Raw genomic sequence first — 23,457 nt, forward strand, 5'->3', positions numbered from 1 at the left:
TACATAATAGGATGGTCATGGAGAAACGCGGGAATGCCACGCGAAAAAGGAGGTTTGTGAATGGAAGATCAAGAAAAAATACTCGCGTTTATGCGAGAGCAAGCATACCACCCGATGACGGTGAGGGAACTGGAAGAAGCATTTGGAATCAAGGATTCTGCCACGTTCAAGGAGCTTGTGAAAACACTGAATGCACTGGAAGCGAGCGGAGAGGTGATCCGCACCAGAGCGAATCGGTATGGTGTGCCTGAAAAAATGAATCTGGTGCGTGGACGTCTGCAAAGTCATCCGAAGGGCTTCGGATTTGTAATCCCGGAAACACAGGGCGCGGAGGACGTATACGTTCATGCGAATGATATGAACGGTGCGCTGCATGGGGATACCGTATTGGTCCGTGTGGAAAAGGAAGCGGGCGGCAATCGTCTGGAAGGACAAATTATTCGCATCGTCGAGCGGGGAATGAAGCAGGTCGTAGGGACGTTCAAGGACGAGACGTATTACGCGTTTGTCATTCCCGACGAAAAGCGGCTCGGCAAGGATATTTTTATCCCAAAAGAAGCCTATAACGGTGCTGTAGATGGTCACAAGGTAGTCGTCAACATCGTTCGTTACCCAGAGGGGCGAGTGAATCCTGAGGGTGAGGTCGTCGAGATTCTCGGCCATAAGAACGATCCGGGCGTCGATATTCTGTCGATCATCCGCAAGTTCAACTTGCCAGAAGCTTTTCCAGATGACGTGTTAGCAGAGGCTGAGGCTGCACCAGATGAGATTTCCGAGGAGGAGATCAGCGGTCGTCGTGACTTGCGTGAGCGGATGATGGTTACGATCGACGGTGCAGATGCCAAAGACTTGGACGATGCCGTTTCCCTGGAGAGGCTGCCAAATGGAAACCTGAGACTCGGCGTGCATATCGCTGACGTCAGCTACTATGTTCGTGAAAAGTCCCAGCTGGACAATGAGGCGTATCGTCGCGGTACCAGTGTCTACTTAGTTGACCGCGTGATCCCGATGCTGCCACATCGCTTGTCCAACGGCATATGCAGTCTCAATCCGCAGGTAGACCGATTGACGATTTCCTGCGATATGGAGATGGATGCGAACGGAAACACCGTCAAGTACGACATCTTTTTGAGTGTAATTCGTACAGATGAGCGCATGACGTATGCAGATGTACGCAGTATTTTGGAAGACAAGGACGAAGCTTTGATTGAGAAGTACAGCAGACTCGTCCCGATGTTCGAGGATATGAAAGAGCTGGCCTTGAAGCTGCGTAAAAAACGGATGCAGCGCGGCGCTATTGATTTCGATTTCCGCGAAGCGAAAATTTACGTCGATGAAGAAGGAACCCCTACGGAAATCGGATTCCGCACGCGATCGATTGCGGAGCAGATTATCGAGGAGTTTATGCTCGCTGCCAACGAAACAGTGGCCGAGCATTTCCACTGGATGAAGCAGCCGTTCATGTACCGGATTCACGAAGATCCGAATGCTGAAAAACTCATGGCCTTCATGGAGTTCATCACGAATTTTGGCTACTCAATCCGCGGGAAGGGCAATTCTGTCCATCCACGTGCGTTGCAGCAGTTGCTGGAAGAGGTAAAGGGAACGCCGGAAGAAATTATTATCAGCACCGTCATGCTGCGTTCCATGAAGCAAGCGCGCTACGACGCGGAAAGTCTGGGGCATTACGGCTTGTCTACGGAGTTTTATACCCATTTCACTTCGCCGATTCGCCGTTATCCCGACTTAATCGTCCACCGTCGCATTCGCGAATGGATCGAGCTGGGGGATCAAATATCGGAAAAACGTCTGGGGTACTGGGCAGAGCAAATGCCAGTAATCGCGGAGCATGCGTCACAGCGTGAACGGTTGGCTGTCGATGCCGAGCGTGAAACAGACGATCTGAAAAAAGCGGAGTTCATGCTTGAGCGAGTGGGAGAAGAATTCGAAGGCGTCATTTCCAGCGTCACTTCGTTTGGGATTTTCGTCGAGCTGCCTAACACGATTGAAGGCTTGGTGCACGTCAGCTTTTTGACCGACGACTACTATCATTACCATGAGAAAATGTTTGCGCTGGTTGGTGAGCGTACAGGCAAGCAGTATCGGATCGGGGATGTCGTCGAGGTACGTGTAGCCAATGTAAACGTGGATGAACGCACCATCGACTTCGAAATCGTCGGGATGCCGAAGGCTGGATTCCGCGGCAGCCGTGAGCGTACGCCTCGCGTAATAGATGGTCGAGGTGGAGATCGTAAGCCCACACGTGGCAAACAAGATCGTTCACGTACAGGCCGTCCAGATCGTCCAGGCAAACCAGATCGTCAAAAGGACAAAAAGCATCCAGCGGAAATCCGTCAAAAATACAAGGATCGCCGCAAAACGGAAGGGAACAAACCTCCTCGCCGTGCTGGATCGGGCAAAGCATCGAGCGGTGAAGAAGTGCTGCCAATCGGTGCAGGAGAAGGAGATACCCCAGCGAAACGCCAGAAGGGATTCTGGGAGGATCTCGTCAAGTCGAAGAAAAAGAACCGCAAAAATGTAGCCAGTCAGGCGAAACGGAAACGCCGTTAAACAGTTGTTTAAACCCCGAAAAGTACGCGGAACGATCCGTCTCCCTTTTCGGGGTTGGCTATTTACCGGGTAAATGACTTGCCACAATGGGCAAAATTTGCTAGACTAACTGGTACGAAACGCAGTACGTACAAGTGAGGTGATCTCCATGTCAAAAGATAAGACCGGAACCAAGACAATCGCCCAAAACCGAAAAGCGCGCCACGATTACCACATCGAGCAAGTATACGAGGCAGGCATTGAGCTGACCGGTACGGAGATCAAGTCCGTGCGTGCAGCGCGTGTCCAGCTCAAAGACAGCTTCGCTCGTGTGCAGAATGGCGAATTGCTACTGTACAATGTGCATATTAGTCCGTATGAGCAGGGAAATCGTTTTAACCATGAGCCAGAGCGGACTCGCAAGCTGCTGATGCGTCGCTTGGAAATCCTCAAGCTCAATGGTCTGATTCGCGAAAGAGGGTACTCGCTGGTCCCGCTCAGCATTTATTTGAAGGGCGGTTGGGCCAAGGTCGAGCTCGCACTTGTCAAAGGGAAAAAGAACTACGACAAGCGTGAAGACCTCAAGAAAAAAGAGTCTGCGCGTGATATCGAGCGTGCTCTGCGTGAACGCCAAAAAGGTTGATTGGATTGCACTGGCAGGCTTGGCAGCAATCAACGTTGAGTTTTGGTTGTCGCCTGTGCTATATTTAATAAGCAACAACAAGCCAATACACTGTTTAATATAGTCTAGGTGTGGATTTAATGGCTCTTCACCTAGACTTTTTCTCACCTACCTGGGGGCGTTCTGGATTCGACGGGGATGGTAGAGCATGAGAAGCGAGCCGGGGGGCTGCGGACCTCGTCAACAACGCGGAACGCCATTAACTGGCAACAAACAACTTTCTCTCGCTGCTTAATAACCAGTGAGGCGCTACCATTCCATCGCCCATGTGGCATGACTAGCGCTCAACTTTAGTGGGATACGCCGGAGGCTTCCGCCTGGAGCCGAAGGAAGAAGATCAATCAGGCTAGGTAACGGGTCAGCGCGTCACTCCGCGAATCCGGTACCGAAATTTAAATGAGTGACTGCGCTCGGAGATGCTCATGTATCGCTGTTTTCGGACGGGGGTTCGAATCCCCCCGCCTCCACCAATAATAACCTATTACATAAAATAAAGCTCAACACACTCTACTCTTCAGTTATGAAGATAAGAGTGTGTTTTTTAGTATTATTAGGGTTTACTTTCTTAAAGAACTCTAAGTACGGAAGTCAACGTACATAAAAACATTTGGCAATTATAACCTTGTTTTGGTAATTTGTAATAGTAAGTATTTAGCAGGATATAAATTTAAACCGTGGAGGATATAATAAATTATGGTTAGAGATGTTCGAGCTAGATTCATAGCTGCAAAGGTTAATATAAATAGAAATATATTTAGTGCGAATAAAGAAAGATTAATCTCATTAATTCCAGATGCTATAACGCCTAGTCATCAGTACCAAAAAGGTTCGTGGACGTGGAAATTTGCGGATATAAATCCGTTCGTTGAAAATAATGTTGAGTATATTTTCGCTAATTTGGTTAAATCAAGGTATCAAGGAATTGACGTATTAGACGGTGATAAAACTACTAGATATGAGATACCTAAGCCAGTCGCAAATAAAGCAAAGTTCTTATATGATTCCAAGCACGAAATACTAATATTTGAGGAAACAGCAGATATACGTAGGGATGATTTTCTTCAAGTTTTTGAACAACTAATATATGCTGGCAATATTGAAATTGGCCAAATTATTGTGAAACTAATTCCAATTAAGGAAGAAATATTTAGAGAGATAATGTCGATGGAGTTTATATCAAAGGTTGAATTTGAGTTTATACCACCTAATTTTATTGAAAAGAAGACCTATAAAAAAATCAGTGAAATTATCAAAGACGAGAATGCAACACGTATGAAAGTTTCTTTGGAAAATAAAGATGGTTTGAATAAAAATGGTGACCTAATAAATCAAGGAATTGCAATGGTTTCTAATGCGTATGGTGATGTTAAGGCTTATGGATACGATTATCTTCCTAGTAGGTCAAAAAAACTACGTGGAAAAAGGAAACCAAGAAATTTCAATTCAAAAAATTCGATTCATATGAAAAAAATAAAGACAGAGGATGAAAAGTCTTTAATTGAGAAACTCAAGGAATTTGCATCTGAAATGGTAAGTATTATATGGTGATGGAGGTGTAACTAAGATGAGAAGGAGGGAAGAGCGAGTTTCAACAAATAATACGAACTTTTTTTCTCTTTTTAGAGTCGTAGGACTTCGGAATTTTGTCTGGAAGAATTACGGGTTTTACTTTGCATTATGTGTAACAATAATTTTTGGTTGGGTTATTAACCATACTGACAAACTGAAAATTAATGATATCGCAGAGTATTTTGGAGATCCAATTGCGTCTATTTCTGCAACATTACTAGGTATAATTATTGCTGGATTTGCAATTATTTTAGCGGTAGCAAATGGTAAGATACTAAATTTATTATTAGAAGATAGCACGTTACAAAAGTTGTTGTACCCTTTTTGGTTTATCTCATTTTTTTGGGCACTATCTACATTTTTATCAATAGTTATTGTATTTCTGTCTAATCTTGTTAGTGAAAATATAATGAAGTACGTATTTTGTGCAGAAGTTTTTATTTTTACTTATTCACTATGTGGTACAGTTATTTTGATAGGTAATACTGTTGTTCTAACTCTACATCTTGCAGAACTAGAACCACCCGAAGAGAATTAAACATGACTGACTTCCCGTTTCTTAAACATTTTCGAAGTTACATAATTTTAGAATGTAGTGAACAGTTGGCAGAGAGTATATCCTCTGCCAACTGTTATTTTTGTTGTAGCTCTAAATCTATGATTTCAAATATCAAGTGTGCACTAGCATATGGAGAGATTTATTATAATGAATAATTCTGATTGAGATTGAATAACTTTAATTTCTTTTTGACATGTGCAATTGATTTTATTCTACTATACCACTTGTAGTGTAAATTATGGGACTATTGGCATGACTCCTATTTTTTGCTAGTCTTATAGTACGGTATTTTGAATAGGACAGTTTAATAAGGAATAAATCCCATAATTTAAATGACAAAGGGTCGAATAGCTTGGACTGATGCGGTTGTCCATAATCATGAAGAATTAGTATTAATAAAGAATTAGGTTTTTCTATAATAAAAATGAATATTAAAGGTGAGTTAAATGACATTAACAATAAGACAGTCCCAAAAGGTAAAAAATGCATTTGAGTCAATTTTAAGAGCAGATTATATTTCATTGGATCAATTAGACCAACTTCATAATTTGGAGAAATATTATGTTGATTTTTACAATAATGTGAGTAGCTTATTACAAAAACAAGATAATTTTATAAATGGACGAAGAGGTTCAGGAAAAACTGCTTTATTAATAAGAGGTTATTATGAGTGTTTAAAAACATTATCTCCAAGTAACGCGGGTGATGAGAGTCTCTATTTTAGTGAAGAGAAAGTTTTACCTATTTACATTGATTTGAGTAAATCAAGAGAAATTTTTAATCAAGAATTGGAAGATAATGTAGTAGAAATCAATTTTGTTAGACAAATAATAGAATTACTTAGGAAACAATTAGAGGTGATATTCGGAGAAAATTTATACCAGTTTAAAAAGGGGAACTTACCCTTGAATGATTTGGAATATATTGAGAACATCCTTATTACTGGAATGAATAATAATTCTTCTTTAGAGACCTCAAGGAGGGCAAACAATCTATCTGAAACAGATTATAAGCCAGTTAATGTTCAGTACTTTCTTAGTAAAATTAACGAAATTCGCTTAAGAGCTAAAATAGATAGAATTTATGTTTTTATTGATGAATTTTCTGATTTGTCCACAAAAGAACAAGAAAGTTTTTCAATTTTGTTTAAAAAATTCCTTGGATCAAAGGTTAACATGTTTTTTAAAATTGGTGTGATTACTGATCGCTACAATTTTGGTGAAAAAGTTATTATTGGTCGTGATATATTTCCCATTTCACTTGACCTTAATGATTTTGTAGAACGATATGGTGGAATAGTTACAGCTATAAAGAAAATGCAAGATTTCGTTCAGTTGATAGTTGAAAAAAGAATTGAAATATTTTGTCCAGAGTTAAAATATGGGGATATTTTTAAAATTACTAAAGGCACCCTTTATAATAGGTTAGCGAGGCAATCTCTTGGGGTGCCACGGACGTTAGGTCTCATTTTACAGCATGCATGGAATCAATCACAAAGTGGAGTTGAATCTGATAAGAGGATTGGAATACAAGAGATTAATTATGGAATTAGAAGCGTGAGAAGAATGTATTTTAAACAATTCGAAGGAGGAATTAGAAAAAGATTAATTCCTTACTTATACATGGGGATGTGGAATGACATTCTTAGCAAGGCACTTTCAGAAAAAGAAAAATATCCTGATAGACCAGCTAGTCACTTGTTAGTTGATCCAATAAGAAAAGAATATCTAAATGTCTTCTGTGAAAATTTTTTACTTCATATATTAGAAGAAGATAGAGCTTCTAAGTATGGTGGAAAATATGTTCTTTATTCATTAGATTATAGTATATGCATGGAGCAAAATATAAAATATGCTGAAGATAAAGATGAGTTCACAGCTTTTAGATTTGTTTATGATACGGTATTAAATGAATATGACGGGTATTTTATTAAAGAAAAAACAAGAAGTTTTAAATGTAACTCTTGTGGGAAAATTTATGATGAGGAAGAGGTGGCGAGGTTTAAAGTTAAACGTTGTTTTGAAGATGATACACAATTAGAAGAATTAGTATTAAGAGAGAAGCCAAAAACAGAAGGGAATTATACTGAAGTTGAGATAAAAATTTTAGGATTGATAAGTGCTTTATCAGAAGAAGAAGCTATGAGTGCATCAGATATAGCTGATGCTGTAGGTTGCAGTAGACAAAAGGTTTCTTCTTGGGGAACAAGAGTGCTGTTAAGAAATAACTTAATAAATGTAATAGATGCAGGAGATAAAAACTATTATTACGGGGTAGAAGATAAGAACGATGTAGGAACTACAGAAGCAATAGAAGCTACAGAAGACTCCATTGACTAAAGGAAGAGAGTGTGTAAATAATGGACCAAGAAAGAACGAGTCTAATACCATATTTAAAAGATTTAAAAGTTTTAATAGAACAAAGTCAATGGGATTATGTCCAAAAAGTCCACTCTTCCTACAATGATTATTTAGCAGAATACAATGACATACTCATGAAATTAAGGGATCTAGGGCATTTTTGCGAACTAGACATTATTATTGAAGTTCCAAGTGGCCAAAGAGCTTCAGGAAGAGGGGCTCCTGCAGAAGTTGCTAAACATCAAGAGGTTATAACAAAAGCAAAGAAATTAAGTCATAGATTAGAAGATGAGGTAGGGATCTACCAAACTGAAAATGACACAAAATTAATCTTAAAGAATTTATTTGAAAAATTTCACAATGTAGCTCGACAGTTAAGAGGTAGGTACAATAATAGACCAACCTTAGATATAAATGATGAGTATGATGTTCAGGATTTATTGCACGCACTACTTAAAATTTACTTTGACGATGTTCGACCTGAGGAATGGACACCCAGTTATGCAGGTGGGTCAAAGAGGATGGATTTCCTATTAAAGAATGAGAAGATTGTAATTGAAGTGAAAAAAACAAGAAAAAATTTAACTGATAAAGAAGTTGGGGAGCAACTTATTATAGACATAGCTTCATATAATAACCATCCCGATTGTGAATATTTAATTTGTTTCGTTTATGATCCGGAGGGTAAAATTGTAAATCCTAAAGGTTTGGAAAATGATTTATCAAAAACTTCTTCTGAAGGTTTGCACGTGGATGTATATATATATCCCAAATAATATTTTTAAAATTTCCTAGTTTATGGGTAGGGAATTTTACTGGTAAAATAATGATATAGGTGCGATCACAGATAAAAAATGTGTTTTAGTTATTGTTTTTAAAACTCAATCAAGATAATGTTCGGGTCTGTCAAGATTTTTGTGTAAACTCAATCAACCGATATATGAAGAGGTTTCATCCCCCTAATTGGGACATCTTTTTCGGAGCCAACAGGGTCAAGGGCGTAAGGCGAAGCGAACCCTTGATACGTTGGTGTAGAAAAAGACAATCCCTTCGGGGATGAAGCCTTTCTTTATTTGTTAACGGATGTGCGGGCGTACGCGATCCTCAAAGAAAACAGATAGCTTCATGAGAATCTGTCCCCAATTGTGGACTCGTCCAGTCCATTTTCGTAAGACATCCATGGTTACGAGATATAGCATCTTTAGAAGGGAATCGTCCGTGGGAAAAATGGCTTTTCCCTTCGTCACTTTTCGAAGTTGACGATGGTAACTTTCAATAACGTTAGTCGTGTAGATCAGCTTTCGAATCTCTGGCGGATATTTAAAGAAGGTTGCAATCTCATCCCAGTTCGTCCGCCAGGAGCGAACCATCAAAGGATATTTACTCCCCCAAGTTTGCTCAAACTGATCGAGCTCTTCCAGAGCAGCTTGCTCCGTTGGAGCCTTGTAAATAGGTTTTAATTCTGCTGTAACTTTCTTTAAATCCTTATAAGAGACATATTTAATAGAGTTACGGATTTGATGGATGACGCACTTCTGAATCTCTGTCTTTGGATAACATGCTGAAATAGCCTCCGTAAAGCCTCGGAGGTTATCGACACTCGTAATGAGAATATCCTGGACACCCCGGTTTTTCAGTTCATTGAGTACATGGAGCCAGAATTTAGCCGATTCGTTCTCGCCAATCCAGATGCCAAGGACATCTTTATGACCGTCAAGGTCAATTCCAATGACCATATAGGCAGCTTTGTTGACGATAGCCCCGTCCTGTCTTACTTTAAAATGGATCGCGTCTAAGAAAACAACGGCATAGACCGATTGCAAGGGGCGATTTTGCCACTCTTTAATTAGCGGAACGATCTTGTTTGTAACATTAGAAATGAGTGTTGGTGAGACGTCGATGCCATAGAATTGTTGCAGATGGTCTTGAATATCACGTGTTGATACGCCCTTCGCATACATTGCGAGGATTTGATCTTCGATCCCTGTTACATTGGATTGATGCTTCTTTACGATGGCAGGCTCAAATTCACCCTCCCGATCACGAGGGACTTGAATGCCAACTTCGCCATACTCGGAGCGAACCGTTTTTTTGCTATAACCGTTACGGCTATTGGTTGTCCGCTTGTTTTTCATGTCATGCTTTTCATATCCAATAGAGGACTCCATTTCTGCTTCAAGCATTTCTTGGATCGTTTCAGCAAACAAATCCTTTAAGGCTGATTGTACATCATCCACAGATTTCATGTTTTTCTCTTTGATCCACTGATTGATCTGCTCTTTTGACATCATAAAAATCTCCCAACCTTTCTAAGACTAATTGTAGTGTAGAGGTTGAGAGTTTACACAGAATATTTTACAGACTCTAATGTTCTATTTTCCGTTTCCACCAAAATACAATATTTGAATACCATTCAATTAGTGGTATTATTCCTTCATGGTTGAGTGTTAGATAGTCATAATAAGGAAATGACACTGTTTGGAAAAGACACCTGATGAGAGACTGCTGCAAAAGTGGTCATTACTCGAGAATCTAAGTTTTTAAGGGGGCATATGTAAGCGAAACGAGTCCGTTTCTAGAGGCTCGTTTTTCTTTGGCTTTTTTACTTTGAAAAGTGTAGTGCTTGAGATGTGACCCCGTTAGCACTTCAAGATGCAGGCTCTTTCCCTTATGCTAAACTAAAAGAATACTCCCAAAACCAAAGGAGCACCACCATGTCTTCCACTCTACGTAACCTACTAACCATGCTCCTCCTCGGAGCCGCAGGTGGCTTAACGATTTTCTTCCTAGACATAGAACCTACCCCAATCATATGGATCACCTTTTTCATAATCGCTTTCGTCCTTCTCATCGGCAAAGACCTGTACATTTTTAAATTCAGCACCAACATGAAAACAGTTGAACGCTACGTCAAACATTCAAAACAACCCTACTATCGTTTCTTGTACGCCTATCTACACGACAACGAGGCGGAAGCCGAGAAAGAACTAGCCAAAATTACATCCGATAAACTTCGCGCCTACATCACCATAGTGGTAGAACTCCATCGCGGCAACTACGATCTAGTAGAAAAAGCACTCGGCAAGATTGATTCAATCGAGCATCGCCACTATTACTCCGCACATTTAGCATTACTAAAAAACAACCAAGATGCCTACATCCAACACCGCTCCTCGATCAAAAACCGTATCTACCAGTTGTTACTCAATGCTGAAGTGGCTTATCACCAAGGAAACATGGCAGAAGCAGAACAATACGGTCAACTAGCCATTGCCAAATCCAAGGGCGTACAAAAATATTTGCTGATCAAGACACTTGAAAAAAGCAAACGCAGTCTGCATCGGAACTCTTACTTCTAGGTTACTTTCCACGTTAGTTTGCTGATTCCTGGGTGAAAAGCCGTGTCTGACGAATACCGATCTACAAAAAGGACTGTCCCGATTCAACGATCGAGACAGTCCTTCTTTGCTCTACCACTCCAAGCTCATGTTGCGTGACCAAGCAAGCCTATTTCTTCAATATAACCCACTCCACAATAACAAAATTAAGAATAAGCCCAGCCCAAATGTTTACATTCAATACCTCTGCAATGACCGTTTCCATCCCATGCGGAAGTGAAAAACCGTGTAGTATAAAATACAGAAGGAGTAATACTGGCACCAACAGACGCGCGCTTACGGCAACCAGTGTCATTCCAAAACTGCGAATCATCCATTTTCGGTGTTCCTCATATTGCCTGTTGATGGCGGTACGGTACCCTTTCCAGCAAGTGAACAGCCAAGCCAAAGATAAGATCAGGAAGCTTGTTGCCTTCATGAAATCTTCTGCATAAAAGATACTCGCTAAAGAGAGGAGTCCGCTGATAAACACACTGTACACATAAACTCTCCCAAGAAAACGATGTATCCTTGGGTTCTTCAGGCGAATTCGATCGACAAACTGGAAAAAGCCAGTGAGAAGAGCAATGAAAGCAGAAACGATATGAGCAACTAATAAAGGATACTGAACAGTGCCGGGAATAATCGTGATTCGACTGTTTGCAGGATCAAAGGTTAAATAAGGAAACATAAATGGAACGATAACCACTAGAGATATAAGAAATAACACCCACCAAATTTTTGGGAGTCTCATGCCTTCTTCCTCCCTACATTATGAGCATGTTTTACGGTGGTGAGAGAGCCCCAAAAGAGAAATAAGGCAATAACCGGGTGAAGCGCAGAGAGGAGTCCTAAGTGAGAGGAATAAATAACGGTAAGGAACTGCGCAACGATCATGAGGTATAATCCGAGACAAATCCAACGTAGATGTACGGGCAGCTTTCCAAGGAAAGAGAGAACCAACATGCCGACTGGAAGCAGTGCAAAATATTGAGCCAAGGTTCTATGCATTTCCCAATGTTCTCCGTTGACGAACAGCCCAAGACCTGCCAGTGATACCTGAACAATAAGGAAAGCAAAAAACACCCATGCGAGGACAAGAAACATGTACCTCACTATTTTTACACGAGGAGGGGGAAGGGGGATCTTTTTATTCATCTCAAGCATGTAAAAACCGCTCCCATCTGAATCATTTGTCTTACCCCCATCCTAAACGCAAGTTCAAAACAAACCCTAAACGATTTCTAAAAAAAGGATAAAATCTGAATGCCATTGCGGGATATGTATACGTTACATAAAAAAACAAAGACCAGCATAGGAAATATCACCGGTCTTTGACTCATCGTCAGCTATTAATTGGGTTCTAATACAAAGTAATAGGGTTTGGAAAGAAGATTGTGCAAATGGTCGCGTACTTCCACGTTAGGCAATCGGTTTAATGCTTCGCTAATTTCTCGTTTCATATCCGCGTACTGGCTTTCATGCTGCTCTCTCGGGCCTTCTTTTTGTTTCTCCTCGTGAATGACTCTAGCTAAGCGATTTGCTATCTGAAATAGCTCTTGATTGGTCTCACCGTAACCAGATTCATCGGTGCTTGCCAAATAGCCGCGCATTTCTGCCAAACGAGACAGGGTATCACGCCAGTTCCAAACTTGAATATTCTTTTCCCTCGTCTGCGAGCATATCTCATCGAACGGATTTTTTGATAACAAATCCTCTAATGTCCCCCATGAATCTGGCCGCATAGATTCTTCGAGTTTTTGCAGACAGTACGCATCAGGAGAGCGTAACTCTACCACTTCACGAAACGCTGGAATCGAGTTTCGTCGATAGCTTTTGATTCCCCACAAGCTATGTACCTGCAATGCCGTAGCAAATGACTTGCAGTGAGTATCGAGCTCTTCTAAACGTTCCTGATCTAGTTTATGACTAGCAAGAATCCTCGCTTTCACCTCATTATCAGGGATGTTTTCATTAGCTTCGCCTAATTGCATACTTCTTTTGATGTACGTTCGAACTGTGTCTTTTGGTATCGATCTATCTTCTTGAGCACCAAGAATTCCAAAGCGATAAGAGATAAATTCCTCGAAACCTTTACTGCTTCCGAATCCATCATCGATGGCATGCAAATCTGGTTGGACTTCCATCATTTCAGCGAGCACTTGTTCCTCGAGTCCGTAAATGCATGCCTCGATATGTGTCCAGTAGCTTCTACATTCCTCTACGCTCCCTAGCACACGTTGATAGACGTCATGGAAGAAGAGGATATGAGCAATTTCGTGGAAGTAATTTTGAAAAGGAAACTTGATGTGCGTTCCCTCCAAATACGATCCTGCATTTTGATAAATCCGTCCATGCTCCGGTCGGAATAATGTGGGTAGCGTCGAATGTAAATCTAAGTATAATCCAATCCCCTCATTGTAACTATGTGCCCAAACAGCTAAATAGGTTGGGCTTAACAACAAAGCGATGGAGTGATTGGTAATTTGAACGGGCAAGTTGAAATAGCCGCCGTTTATTTGAGGCTGTAAGCTCAACCAGGTCATCCCAACTGCTAGAGCCTGGTATAAAGGGAATTCACCTTCCGCAGATGCATCTCTACAATAATGTTGAAATTGACGTATAGTGCTTACAATTCCATCGTTCTTAAATCCGTAATTACCCTCGAATCGCTCAAGTCCCTCAACAAAATCCTCTGTTGATACCGTTAAAAATACGTTAATTCCATCCACCCAAAGATCGGAACCGATCTCTGATTCTAGCCATGCATCTGCGTCCTCGGCAAGCTCTCTCAACTGATGATATCTTTCCAACAAATGCGCTTGACTCATTATCTGCACCATCCCGTCATGTTTGCTTACTGCATGGAAAGCGAGAACTTTCTACAAAAAATTCAAGAGCACACGAGGTGCTCTTGAACAATTGATTACTTTTTACACGCAAGTGTCATAATTGGATGGAAAAGCAATTTCATTTCTTGAACGTTTTGATTGTTAGAAAGTTGTGCTTTCACTACCTTTTTCATGGGCAATCCCGTCCTTCCTAACTTTTATCATTTTATGGAAAGCATGCATGCCTTTTGGCTCTCTTACAAGCAAACATCAACAACTACGCGCCATTTCAACGCTTTCATTTCTTGCACTTGTTTATTCTTGTTTACTGCTACTTTTACGACTTTTTTCATGTGTTTACACCTCCTTTCCAGAGTAATGGAACTAATAGGTTTGAATGTAATTATAAGGAAAATTGCCAATGTATTTCAAGTTAAGAAAAATAAATATTTTCTGAAATATTTTTAAAGTTTTTGGTGCTTTCTAGGGAAGGTACTTCCAGATGCGATATATGGGTGCTTGTAGTAAACTGTATCAGGGATGTAAATTTGTTTTTTACTCGGAGTGTCTTTCTCTTGCGAGCGGTGCTTTGAGTTATCATGTGTTTGAAAAGAATGTTTATTTGGAGTATAGTATCAGAATGAATAAATGAGGGTTGGGTTAGCAGCCATCTGCATGAGCATGTAAGAATGAGAGATAGAGAATAATTAGGAGGATTGTTGTGTCACAGAAAGCACCAGTTTCTTTTGTAGTTACGATCGGATTCATGTTATTTGCTTTGTTTTTTGGAGCGGGTAATTTAATTTTTCCACCAATGCTTGGCCAATTAGCAGGAACAAATGTATGGATAGCCAATGCAGGTTTTTTGGTTACAGGGGTTGGGTTGCCTTTGCTAGCAATCACAGCCTTTGTTTATTCGGGAGTAGACGACTTGCGTTCCTTAGCCAGTCGCGTGCATCCCGTATTCGGAATGGTATTCACCGTTGTTCTGTATCTAGCAATCGGTCCGTTTTTTGCGATACCTAGATCAGGCAATGTATCGTTTGATATTGGGATAAAGCCTTTCCTATCAGAACAGGCAGGTTCGGCACCGCTGATTCTATTTACCATCGTGTTTTTCACAATTGCCTGCTTCTTATCGCTCAATCCTATGAAAATTATCCATGTAGTCGGAAAAATCTTAACTCCAATTAAATTGACATTTATCGGAATTATTGCAGTAACGGCTATTCTTTATCCAATTGGAGCCCTTCAAGCCCCGCAAGCAGATTACACATCCCATGTATTTTTCAAGGGTTTTCAAGAAGGGTATTTAACATTGGATGCGCTTGTCGCTTTTGTTTTTGGAATGATCATTGTGAATGCGATTAAAGAAAAAGGGGTTACTGCCAAAAAACAAGTTTTGGCTACGTGTGCTAAAGCAACAATGATAGCCGGTTTACTTCTCGCTCTTTTCTATACCGCACTTTCCTTTATGGGTGCCTCTAGTGTAGAAAAGTTGGGCCACTTAGAAAATGGCGCTGAGGTTTTGGCGAAAGTTTCGAATTACTACTTTGGTTCTTATGGTGCCATTTTATTGGGATTAATGATTACAGTGGCATGCTTGACTACAAGCGTAGGGCTTATTACAGCCTGCTCTTCATTTTTTCATTCCTTGTTTCCAAAGATCTCTTACAAAAAATTCGCGGTTATTTTGTCTGTTTTCAGTACACTCGTTGCCAATATTGGATTAACGCAACTCATTAAGGTTTCCGTTCCGATCTTAATGACGATGTATCCGATTGCGATCTCGTTACTCTTCATGACGTTTCTGCACAAAGCATTCAAGGGCCGGCCAGAAGTGTATCAAGGAAGTTTACTTTTGACTTTTCTGATTAGTCTGTTTGATGGCTTAAAGGCTGCTGGACTCGAAAACAGTTTTGCCCATCATTTTTTTACTCAGTACCTTCCAATGTATGACGTAGGTTTGGGCTGGCTGCTGCCTTCTCTAATAGGTGGGGTTTGCGGATACATGATCAGTGTTTTCCGGAAGAATATGTACCACGTTCAAAAACAAAAAGAGGCATGAAAATAGCTTTTCACAGATGCCACTTAGAAGAGTATTTACAAACCCGTCCCTTCCCATATAGGAGACGGGTTTTGTTCATAATGAAGGTGCTTTTTCTATAGTTAAAAATATTTGTGCTTTTCGAAAGTTTGTTGATTGGATTTACCCATTTTATGGTATTCTATTTTTTGCGACGGATGTCATATATATGGGGTGCATAGGGATGATAGGGCACACGACAGGGAAAGAAAGGACGATATTTGACCATACCGGAAATAGGATCAAGACAGAAGATCGAGAGATTCGAATTCTTGCCAAATATGAGGAACCGCTGGTTGTCGTGTTAGGAAATGTGCTTAGTGATCACGAATGCGATGAGCTAATCGAACATTCTCGAGAACGATTGCGACGCTCAAAAATAGGCGAAGATCGTTCAGTCAATTCTATTCGGACGAGCAGCGGGGTGTTCTGCGAGCAGACGGAGACGATTACAAGGATCGAGAAGCGAATCTCTCAAATATCTGTTTTCCCAACGAAAGGCATGGCTGTCTACTTTGAATATTTTTACAGGAATCAGGAATTAAACGAGTTCACTTTGCATGCAGGTGCACAAGTGATCCATGGGGAAAAGTGGGTTGCAACGATGTGGATGAGAAGACAAAGCTTTCGGGTCTCCTAGATAATGTTGTAATACAAACCACCACCTGACAAAGGTGGATTTTTTATGGCCCCAATCCAAGATCGTTGCTTGAACTTTCTTGTATACTTGAAAGTAATATTATCAAGTGTTAGACTATTTTTTATTTATTGCCTAACAGCTATATGCCAAATACAAGGGGGCATCCAATGCCTGTCTTACTAAAAAGAGCAAACCGCCCGAAAAAGATTAGTCTAGTGACACTTTTAACAGGACTAGTCTCTTTATCCGTTGTCTTGACTGTCACCATCCTCCTTATCTCATTCTATCAATCCAAAAAACAGGCACTGATTAACACGACTTTGACCTTAAATCATACGAGTGCAATCAAAATGAGTCATACCCTAGATGCTTTGATTAAATCCATGCGCAGTAGCTTACAGTATTCGGCAAGCATCTTTTCCAATCGGAACGAGATGAATGCGGATGAGGTATATTCCAAGCTTGAGTTGATCCGTCGTACAAACAACTATTTTAATTCGGTTACCGTGGTAGATGAAACGGGGCGTGTTCAAAGTGTGTCTCCCGGATCTATTGGTACAGTAGGAAGCTATGTTAAAACGGAAACGGCGAAAACGGCATTAGCTTTAAAAAAGCCATACATTTCCAAGCCTTACGTAACATCAAGTACGAAGCGACTCATTGTATTGATGAGCGAACCCATATTTGATAAAGATGGGATTTACCGGGGGGTTATCGGGGGAACGATTTATCTTCACGAGGATAACATTTTGAATACGATCTTTGGAAGTAATCCAACAGACGAACTAGGTTCCTCTTTTTACATCGTAGGATCTGATGGTCATTTGTTGTTCCACCGTGATCCAAACCGGATCGGAGAGGATATCAGTGCCAATCCAGCCGTACGCAAGCTGATTCAAGGGAAAAGCGGCTATGAACAGATCGTCAACTTGAGGGGACAGACGGTATTAGCCGCTTACGTAAAGGTTCCGGCGAATGACTGGGGTGTCGTTGTCGTGTCACCTATCAGTGTTGTTCAAGAACAATTAAATCGTGATATTCAATCCGTGTTGTTGTATACGTTGCCTCCCTTTTTATTATTAATGTTAGTTGTGATCGGGCTTGCCCGCAAAGTGGCGAAACCTTTCGTATCCTTGGCCAATCTTGTGAGTAAGGCCGGGAGAGAAGAGGTGGAACTCTCTGAGGGTAGCCAGCATTGGAATCGGGAGGCCGAGCTGTTATCTCGTGCCATTCACTTTGCCTTGAGCGATATCAAAAAGCAGACGGAGCAATTGGCCCATGATGCTCGAACAGATCCTTTGACAGGGCTAACGAACCGAAGGACGCTCGAGGAAACCATGCAAAAATGGATGGCGGAGCAAATCCCTTTTTCTATTATGATGATGGACCTTGATCGATTTAAAGCTATTAATGACACATATGGCCATCCGGCTGGAGATGAAGTATTGAGGCATTTTGCGAAAATCATTTCTTCCTCAATTCGGCCTGACGATGTCAGCTGTCGCTTTGGGGGTGAGGAATTTGTTGTCCTTGTTTCCCATGCTGGCTTGGAGGAGGCCTATCAGGTGGCCGAACGAATACGTCAAGCCTTAGAAACAAGTACAAACCCAATCGGACAGCGGCTAACCGTGTCACTAGGCATTGCGCACTATCCTTCTCATGCTGTTACTGCTGAAGATCTGCTACATGTAGCAGACGAGGCTATGTACAAGGCGAAGAGATCAGGTAGAAATCAAACGATGATAGCGGAAGCGGAGTAATCTATGTTAGAGCGAAGAGGCGAGAGATCGCCTCTTTCTTTTTGAAAATAAATCACGTGTCAGGTGCTAAAAAAGCAAATTCGGAGATATATTATCTCGCTTTTTACATATGCATGTAGCAAATGGATAAATAAGGAAAAATTTTGTTCAAAAATGTGAAGCACATGATTCTTGTATCTCACTTTGAAAGAGGGGGATTGACATGGAGAATGTTGTCACATGGGAACAGTATGAGAGGGCAAAACGCTTGCATCCCACCAATTATTATGACGCCGTATTCAATGCTTTTGTCAGGCCGCGGTGGATTAGCGGGAGTCAGTTCTGGTACATCCGTGAAATACGTCTGGAAAAGGGTACTGGGAGGCAATATGTGATCGTAGATGCTGAACAGAATACGAGTCAGCCAGCATTCGATCACGAACGACTAGCTGTCTGTTTGTCAGATAGTGCAGGCAAAACGTATGATGCAGAAACATTGCCACTTGGGGAACTTATGTTTACCCAGAGTGGATCGGCATTCCAGTTTGAGGTGGGCGGTACTGTTTGGAGCTGTGATTTACAGGAATACAACTGCAAGCCCTTACATCATTTTAAAAAGCCGTCGATGGATGAACTGCCGTCTCCAGATGGAAAATGGGTGGCGTTCGTATATGATCACAACTTGTATGTTCGTTCACTCGAAACCGGAAGGCGTATCAGGCTAACCCATGACGGCAAGGCATACTATGATTACGGAACCCAACCTGAATGTCGGCTCTCGACAGTGGCGGAGCGATTGAATGGCAGTAAGTCTCCTCCAGTGGTGATTTGGTCACCCGATTCCAAGATGCTGCTGACCCACCGTCTTGACCAAAGAAAGGTGCGCGAGATGCACCTGATCCAATCTGTTCCGAAAGGGGAAGGAGTCAGACCGGTACTGCACTCGTACCGTTATCCACTCGTTGGCGATCAACACGTACCTTTGGCTGAGCTGGTCATCTGTCATCTGGAAAGGCGAACCACAGTCCGGATTGAAAGCGAGCCTTTACTGGCATGTCCAGTCTCACCCCTCACTCCGGGGATGCAAATGGCTGGATGGTCATCCGACAGTAAACAGATCTATATCACCCGGATGTCCCGTGATGCCCGCTCTGTCGATTTTTCCGTAGCGGATGCTTGCTCCGGTGAGGTTTGCACGTTACTGCGGGAAGAAAGCGATACGTTTTTGAACCAAGACCTGCATAATCTCGGAGCTTCCAATCCGAATATTCGATTATTGGCCGACGGTTCGTTCATCTGGCATTCAGAGCGTGATGGATGGAGCCACCTCTACCATTGCGATGGCAAAACAGGAGAGATTCGCAATCCGATCACATCGGGTCCCTGGACGGTACGTAGGCTGATGGCAGTGGACGAGCAGCAGGGATGGGTGTATATCACCGGAGGAGGGCTAGAAGAGGGGCGCGATCCTTACTATCAACATCTGTATCGTGTTCGCCTGGATGGAACTGGTCTGTCGTTGCTGACGCCAGAGGATGCAGAGCATGATGTTGTGTTTTCTCCCACTATGAAGTATTTCGTCGATACATTTTCGCGAGTTGATTTACCGCCTGTTACTGTTCTCCGTTCGGTAGATGGTAGCTTGATTCGCGAATTGGAGTACGCTGATGTGGAAATGCTGCTCGAGATGGGGTACCAATTTCCAGAAAGGATTACCGTCAAAGCACGAGACGGCGTTACCGATCTTTATGGGGTGATGCTGCGCCCATTCCCGTTTGATCCTTCCCGCAAATATCCGGTTGTCGATTACATTTACGGGGGACCACAGATCATCAATACACCAAAAGCTTTCGCACTCGATCCCGGCCGAAGCCATGATCCGCTGGGGGGTGGGCAATCATTGGCGCAATTGGGCTTTGTCGTATTGATCCTGGATGGAATGGGAACACCTTATCGTTCGAAAGCGTTCCATGACATCTCAGACGGAAAATTGGAGGAAGCAGGAGGCTTACTTGACCATGTAACAGCGGTTAGGGAATTGGCAGAGCGCTACCCATTTGTGGATGTTGACCGGGTAGGTATCTGGGGATCGTCAGGGGGAGGTTACGCTTCGACAAGGGCCATGCTCTCATTTCCTGACTGTTACAAGGTTGCTGTTTCCGCGAGTGGGAATCATGATCAACGGCTGTATATAGCAGCATGGGCAGAGCGTTATCAAGGGCTGTATGATCCAGTCTTGTACAGAGATCAAGACAATGCTCGTCTAGCAGCGAATCTGGTAGGAAAGCTCTTGTTGGTGAGTGGGGATATGGATGAAAATGTGCATCCTTCCCAAACAATTCGAATGGCGGATGCATTGATTAAAGCGGATAAAGATTTTGACATGTTGATTTTGCCCAACCGACATCACGGATTTTCTTTGGAACCGTACTTTATCCGCAGAAAATGGGAGTATTTTGTACGGCACTTGATGAGAGCAGAACCTCCATGGGGGAATCAGGTAGCCAACAAAAAGGCCAGTGAGGAATAAAAACTGAAAAATGTTTTCTGAGTACCGGGAAGAAGCCACCTGATGAAGGTGGCTTCTGTGTTCTGTCGCTATTTTACCTCGCGAAAACTTGCACTGACCTTTTGCAGTTCTTGCTTGAGGGACTCGAACCTTTTTTCTTCTGTCCAAGCCATGATTTGATGAAAATGCGTAGGCGTTTCGACCAATGTCACAATATAAGCGACCTTAATGCCGTCTACTTCGCCTTTGGCATTGAATTGGGTGGCCACCTGATTGTCGACTACCGTACGAATCTGTTTATCAATGGATACATTTTCTACTGCCTCTTGAAGGTTCGCTTCAATGGCTTGGGCATAATCTTGAAGCGTGAATGAACTATCTAGATCCTGTTTCGATTCTGACAGGACCAATACATACTTTTCGCTAAAACGATTGGAGATTTCTATATCTGCTTCATCGTGAAGGGTGGAATCCTTGCTCCAATCCGAAGGGGCTGTTATTTGAAACTTTTTATCCTTGCTAAAGAAAATTTCTTCGGAAGGCGTTCTTGAAGCGAGACTGATTATCCCAAAAATCATGCCAATGATGGATAAAACGGCTACGATGGAAAAGACAACAGCGAGTACGGTTGTTTGCTTTTTGCTGACGTTGTTCAGATCCTTCACTTTCACGACGTATGTATTCGCTGCCAGATCGCCTAACCGTTGTCTTTTGTCGGAAGCCAACACACAGATACCGGCCGGCAACCCGCCTAGAAGAAATACATTTGCTTCGAATAGACGAATGAGGGAACGGATAAATGATTTCCATAACCCCGGTGGCCGTCCTTCCTCATTGACAGCAATGATGCGGAACGTAAATTTTCCGATCGTATATCCGGTAAGTCCTTCTAACAGTACATAATAAGAACATAGGATAATGGCGGCTAGGATGAAGAAATAGAGACTGTTGGCGTCTTTGGTGATGGAAACCCCAAGCGAGAGAAAGCCGGTTAGAAAACAAGCGAGAAGAATATAATCAAGAACATGGGCTCCCCATCTCGTAAAAAAAATCGTCGCCCTGTCATACGATTTCGATAAATCTCCCATGTTTTTTGGTGGCTCTTGCTGGGCGAGAGGAGAAAACTCTGTCGGTACCGATGATGATGGTGGTTGTTGCTCCAATTTTGTGCACCTCCTGAAGAAATGTAAACATGTTACATTTAACCATTTTGAAAATTGTATTGTCAATTGTTGACGGTTAGAATGGAAAAAGATGAGCAAGGTGTGGCTATCCCATTCCAGGGAGAGGAGAATCGCATATGGAAATCAACCAAATACCCGAGCAATTGCCATTGATCAAACATTCCAAAGACCTCTGGGGCTCTTTTGCATACAGCAAATGTAAGGATGCATACGGTTATGACAAAAACGGGCTGAAAAGATACGCCTTGATCGTTCAGCTTCAATACGATCAGACTGTGACGGAAGCAGACAAGGAGCTCCTGTACTATTTGATGAGCCAAGAGATTGAGATGCATAAGTCTCATCCGTATCAGGGATTTTATGAATCGATGGACATCGTGGCTTATTTGTTGGCGAAATGCAAGGATGTTACCCATATCCCACTTTTTGAACGGGCAAAATTAAGCAATTTTGATACCTACTATGGTTTTGATACCGAGTATATCATTTCGGCGGGGATTGAAGAGGCGATCGCGTATATCGAAGAGAACGATCTGTGCCGAACCAGCTCTTTCTTTCAGGATAAGAGAGAGGAGCTGGCAACGATGTATACGCCTGAACATATGGAGCGATGGTTTCAATCCAAGGCGAGGAATTACCCAGCCAATCTCGAGGATGAGTCCTTGATTACATTAATGGACAGAGCATGCGATTTCGGTAACATGGCAGAAGCCAGAAAATTACTGGAGAAGCTAGAGGAGCAGCTCGGCTCTGACAAAAAGAGTTATTCTCTGCTGTATCATCAGGCAAAACAATTGGAAGAGTACGACAAGGCACTTCACTATCTCATACAAGATCTCCCGGAACAGAAAGATTCGTTTAACAAGGTATTCCTTTGGCTAAAAATGGCCGAAATTCATTTGCTCAAGCAGGATTGGGTCCAGGCTTTTGCGAGCGTCAAGCAGTGCGAACCAGAGCTCAAACTCTTTTCTTCCTGGAGGAGTGCCGGTTTGGGCAGAAGCTTGAGCGAAACCTTGTTGGATATCAGCTTGAAGGCAAAGGATAGTAACGAGACTTTGGCTAGAGAAGCGTACCGCTGGGCTGATCAGATGTTGAAATCGACAAACAATTACAGCAGTAATGTTTTGAGAAAGGCGCACCAGTGTGCCAAGGTGCTGCAACTCAAACAGGATAAAAGGTTGTACAGTAAAAAAGTCGCGATAGAAGCCAGACGAATCAACAGAATGATTAGATGACGCAAAGGAAACCCGACATCTGCGATAGTTGGGTTTTTCTCTGTTTGGATGCAACGTTCATAAAAAAAATACCCACGCAGGGATCACTTTGCTGTATCTTTAATCTGAGCAATATTTCCTATCATAATATGATCTC

The 23,457-nt window shown here is 42.1% G+C and carries 17 protein-coding genes and 1 other RNA gene; 13 read left to right on the forward strand and 5 right to left on the reverse strand.

Going from position 1 to position 23,457, the window contains the following annotated elements; all coding sequences use genetic code 11:
• Window positions 1-60: 60 nt before the first annotated feature.
• From rnr to M3630_RS20615, 7 genes are all read left to right on the forward strand, one after another.
• The gene (gene rnr, locus M3630_RS20585) at window positions 61-2,571 is read left to right on the forward strand and encodes a ribonuclease R (RefSeq protein WP_237899477.1); all 2,511 of its coding nucleotides are present in this window, start codon (window positions 61-63) and stop codon (window positions 2,569-2,571) included.
• A gap of 148 nt (window positions 2,572-2,719) precedes the next feature.
• Window positions 2,720-3,193 (forward strand): SsrA-binding protein SmpB, encoded by a 474-nt coding sequence (smpB, locus tag M3630_RS20590; protein ID WP_251253322.1) that lies wholly within the window; start codon window positions 2,720-2,722, stop codon window positions 3,191-3,193.
• A gap of 153 nt (window positions 3,194-3,346) precedes the next feature.
• Window positions 3,347-3,702, forward strand: a transfer-messenger RNA (tmRNA) gene (gene ssrA / locus M3630_RS20595).
• 223 nt (window positions 3,703-3,925) lie between these two features.
• The gene (locus M3630_RS20600) at window positions 3,926-4,780 is read left to right on the forward strand and encodes a DUF4747 family protein (RefSeq protein WP_251253323.1); all 855 of its coding nucleotides are present in this window, start codon (window positions 3,926-3,928) and stop codon (window positions 4,778-4,780) included.
• A 16-nt stretch (window positions 4,781-4,796) separates the two neighbouring features.
• Window positions 4,797-5,339, forward strand: a complete 543-nt coding sequence (locus M3630_RS20605) for a hypothetical protein (protein ID WP_251253324.1) — start codon at window positions 4,797-4,799, stop codon at window positions 5,337-5,339.
• Between the two features lie 467 nt (window positions 5,340-5,806).
• Complete coding sequence (locus M3630_RS20610) at window positions 5,807-7,699, forward strand: winged helix-turn-helix domain-containing protein (RefSeq protein ID WP_251253325.1); 1,893 nt, start codon at window positions 5,807-5,809, stop codon at window positions 7,697-7,699.
• 20 nt (window positions 7,700-7,719) lie between these two features.
• Window positions 7,720-8,496, forward strand: coding sequence for a PD-(D/E)XK nuclease domain-containing protein (locus tag M3630_RS20615; protein ID WP_251253326.1), 777 nt, complete (start codon window positions 7,720-7,722; stop codon window positions 8,494-8,496).
• Window positions 8,497-8,796: 300 nt separating this feature from the next.
• On the opposite strand, the gene M3630_RS20620 is transcribed toward M3630_RS20615, so the two are convergent.
• The gene (locus M3630_RS20620; RefSeq protein WP_251253327.1) at window positions 8,797-10,011 is read right to left on the reverse strand and encodes an IS256 family transposase; all 1,215 of its coding nucleotides are present in this window, start codon (window positions 10,009-10,011) and stop codon (window positions 8,797-8,799) included.
• Between the two features lie 423 nt (window positions 10,012-10,434).
• Between M3630_RS20620 and M3630_RS20625 the strand changes: the two genes are divergently transcribed.
• Entirely contained in the window at window positions 10,435-11,079 is a 645-nt protein-coding gene (locus M3630_RS20625) for a hypothetical protein (RefSeq protein WP_251253328.1), read from the forward strand.
• 148 nt (window positions 11,080-11,227) lie between these two features.
• Here the strand turns inward: M3630_RS20625 and M3630_RS20630 are convergent, their stop codons facing one another.
• The 3 genes from M3630_RS20630 to M3630_RS20640 all read right to left on the reverse strand — a co-directional run bounded on the left by M3630_RS20630 (window position 11,228) and on the right by M3630_RS20640 (window position 13,928).
• Window positions 11,228-11,851, reverse strand: coding sequence for a DUF2306 domain-containing protein (locus tag M3630_RS20630; protein WP_251253329.1), 624 nt, complete (start codon window positions 11,849-11,851; stop codon window positions 11,228-11,230).
• Window positions 11,848-12,264 carry a DUF6220 domain-containing protein gene (locus M3630_RS20635; RefSeq protein WP_353057253.1) on the reverse strand — a complete coding sequence of 139 codons (417 nt, stop codon included), beginning with the start codon at window positions 12,262-12,264 and terminating at the stop codon, window positions 11,848-11,850. Before M3630_RS20635 ends, M3630_RS20630 begins: the two co-directional genes overlap by 4 nt.
• Before the next feature lie 185 nt (window positions 12,265-12,449).
• Window positions 12,450-13,928 carry a hypothetical protein gene (locus M3630_RS20640; RefSeq protein WP_251253331.1) on the reverse strand — a complete coding sequence of 493 codons (1,479 nt, stop codon included), beginning with the start codon at window positions 13,926-13,928 and terminating at the stop codon, window positions 12,450-12,452.
• A 721-nt stretch (window positions 13,929-14,649) separates the two neighbouring features.
• On the opposite strand from M3630_RS20640, the gene brnQ reads away from it, so the two are divergent.
• The 4 genes from brnQ (at window position 14,650) to M3630_RS20660 (ending at window position 20,923) form a co-directional block, all read left to right on the forward strand.
• Window positions 14,650-15,996 (forward strand): branched-chain amino acid transport system II carrier protein, encoded by a 1,347-nt coding sequence (brnQ, locus tag M3630_RS20645; protein ID WP_251253332.1) that lies wholly within the window; start codon window positions 14,650-14,652, stop codon window positions 15,994-15,996.
• A gap of 202 nt (window positions 15,997-16,198) precedes the next feature.
• The gene (locus M3630_RS20650; RefSeq protein ID WP_251253333.1) at window positions 16,199-16,654 is read left to right on the forward strand and encodes a hypothetical protein; all 456 of its coding nucleotides are present in this window, start codon (window positions 16,199-16,201) and stop codon (window positions 16,652-16,654) included.
• Window positions 16,655-16,821: 167 nt separating this feature from the next.
• Window positions 16,822-18,414 carry a sensor domain-containing diguanylate cyclase gene (locus tag M3630_RS20655; RefSeq protein ID WP_237899457.1) on the forward strand — a complete coding sequence of 531 codons (1,593 nt, stop codon included), beginning with the start codon at window positions 16,822-16,824 and terminating at the stop codon, window positions 18,412-18,414.
• A gap of 202 nt (window positions 18,415-18,616) precedes the next feature.
• Entirely contained in the window at window positions 18,617-20,923 is a 2,307-nt protein-coding gene (locus M3630_RS20660; RefSeq protein WP_173611089.1) for a S9 family peptidase, read from the forward strand.
• A gap of 68 nt (window positions 20,924-20,991) precedes the next feature.
• Here the strand turns inward: M3630_RS20660 and M3630_RS20665 are convergent, their stop codons facing one another.
• The gene (locus tag M3630_RS20665) at window positions 20,992-22,065 is read right to left on the reverse strand and encodes an RDD family protein (protein ID WP_251253334.1); all 1,074 of its coding nucleotides are present in this window, start codon (window positions 22,063-22,065) and stop codon (window positions 20,992-20,994) included.
• A gap of 137 nt (window positions 22,066-22,202) precedes the next feature.
• On the opposite strand from M3630_RS20665, the gene M3630_RS20670 reads away from it, so the two are divergent.
• Window positions 22,203-23,321, forward strand: a complete 1,119-nt coding sequence (locus M3630_RS20670; RefSeq protein WP_251253335.1) for a hypothetical protein — start codon at window positions 22,203-22,205, stop codon at window positions 23,319-23,321.
• Window positions 23,322-23,457: the final 136 nt, after the last annotated feature.

Origin of the sequence: Brevibacillus sp. MER 51 (assembly GCF_023714195.1) — a bacterium.
Taxonomy (GTDB): domain Bacteria; phylum Bacillota; class Bacilli; order Brevibacillales; family Brevibacillaceae; genus Brevibacillus.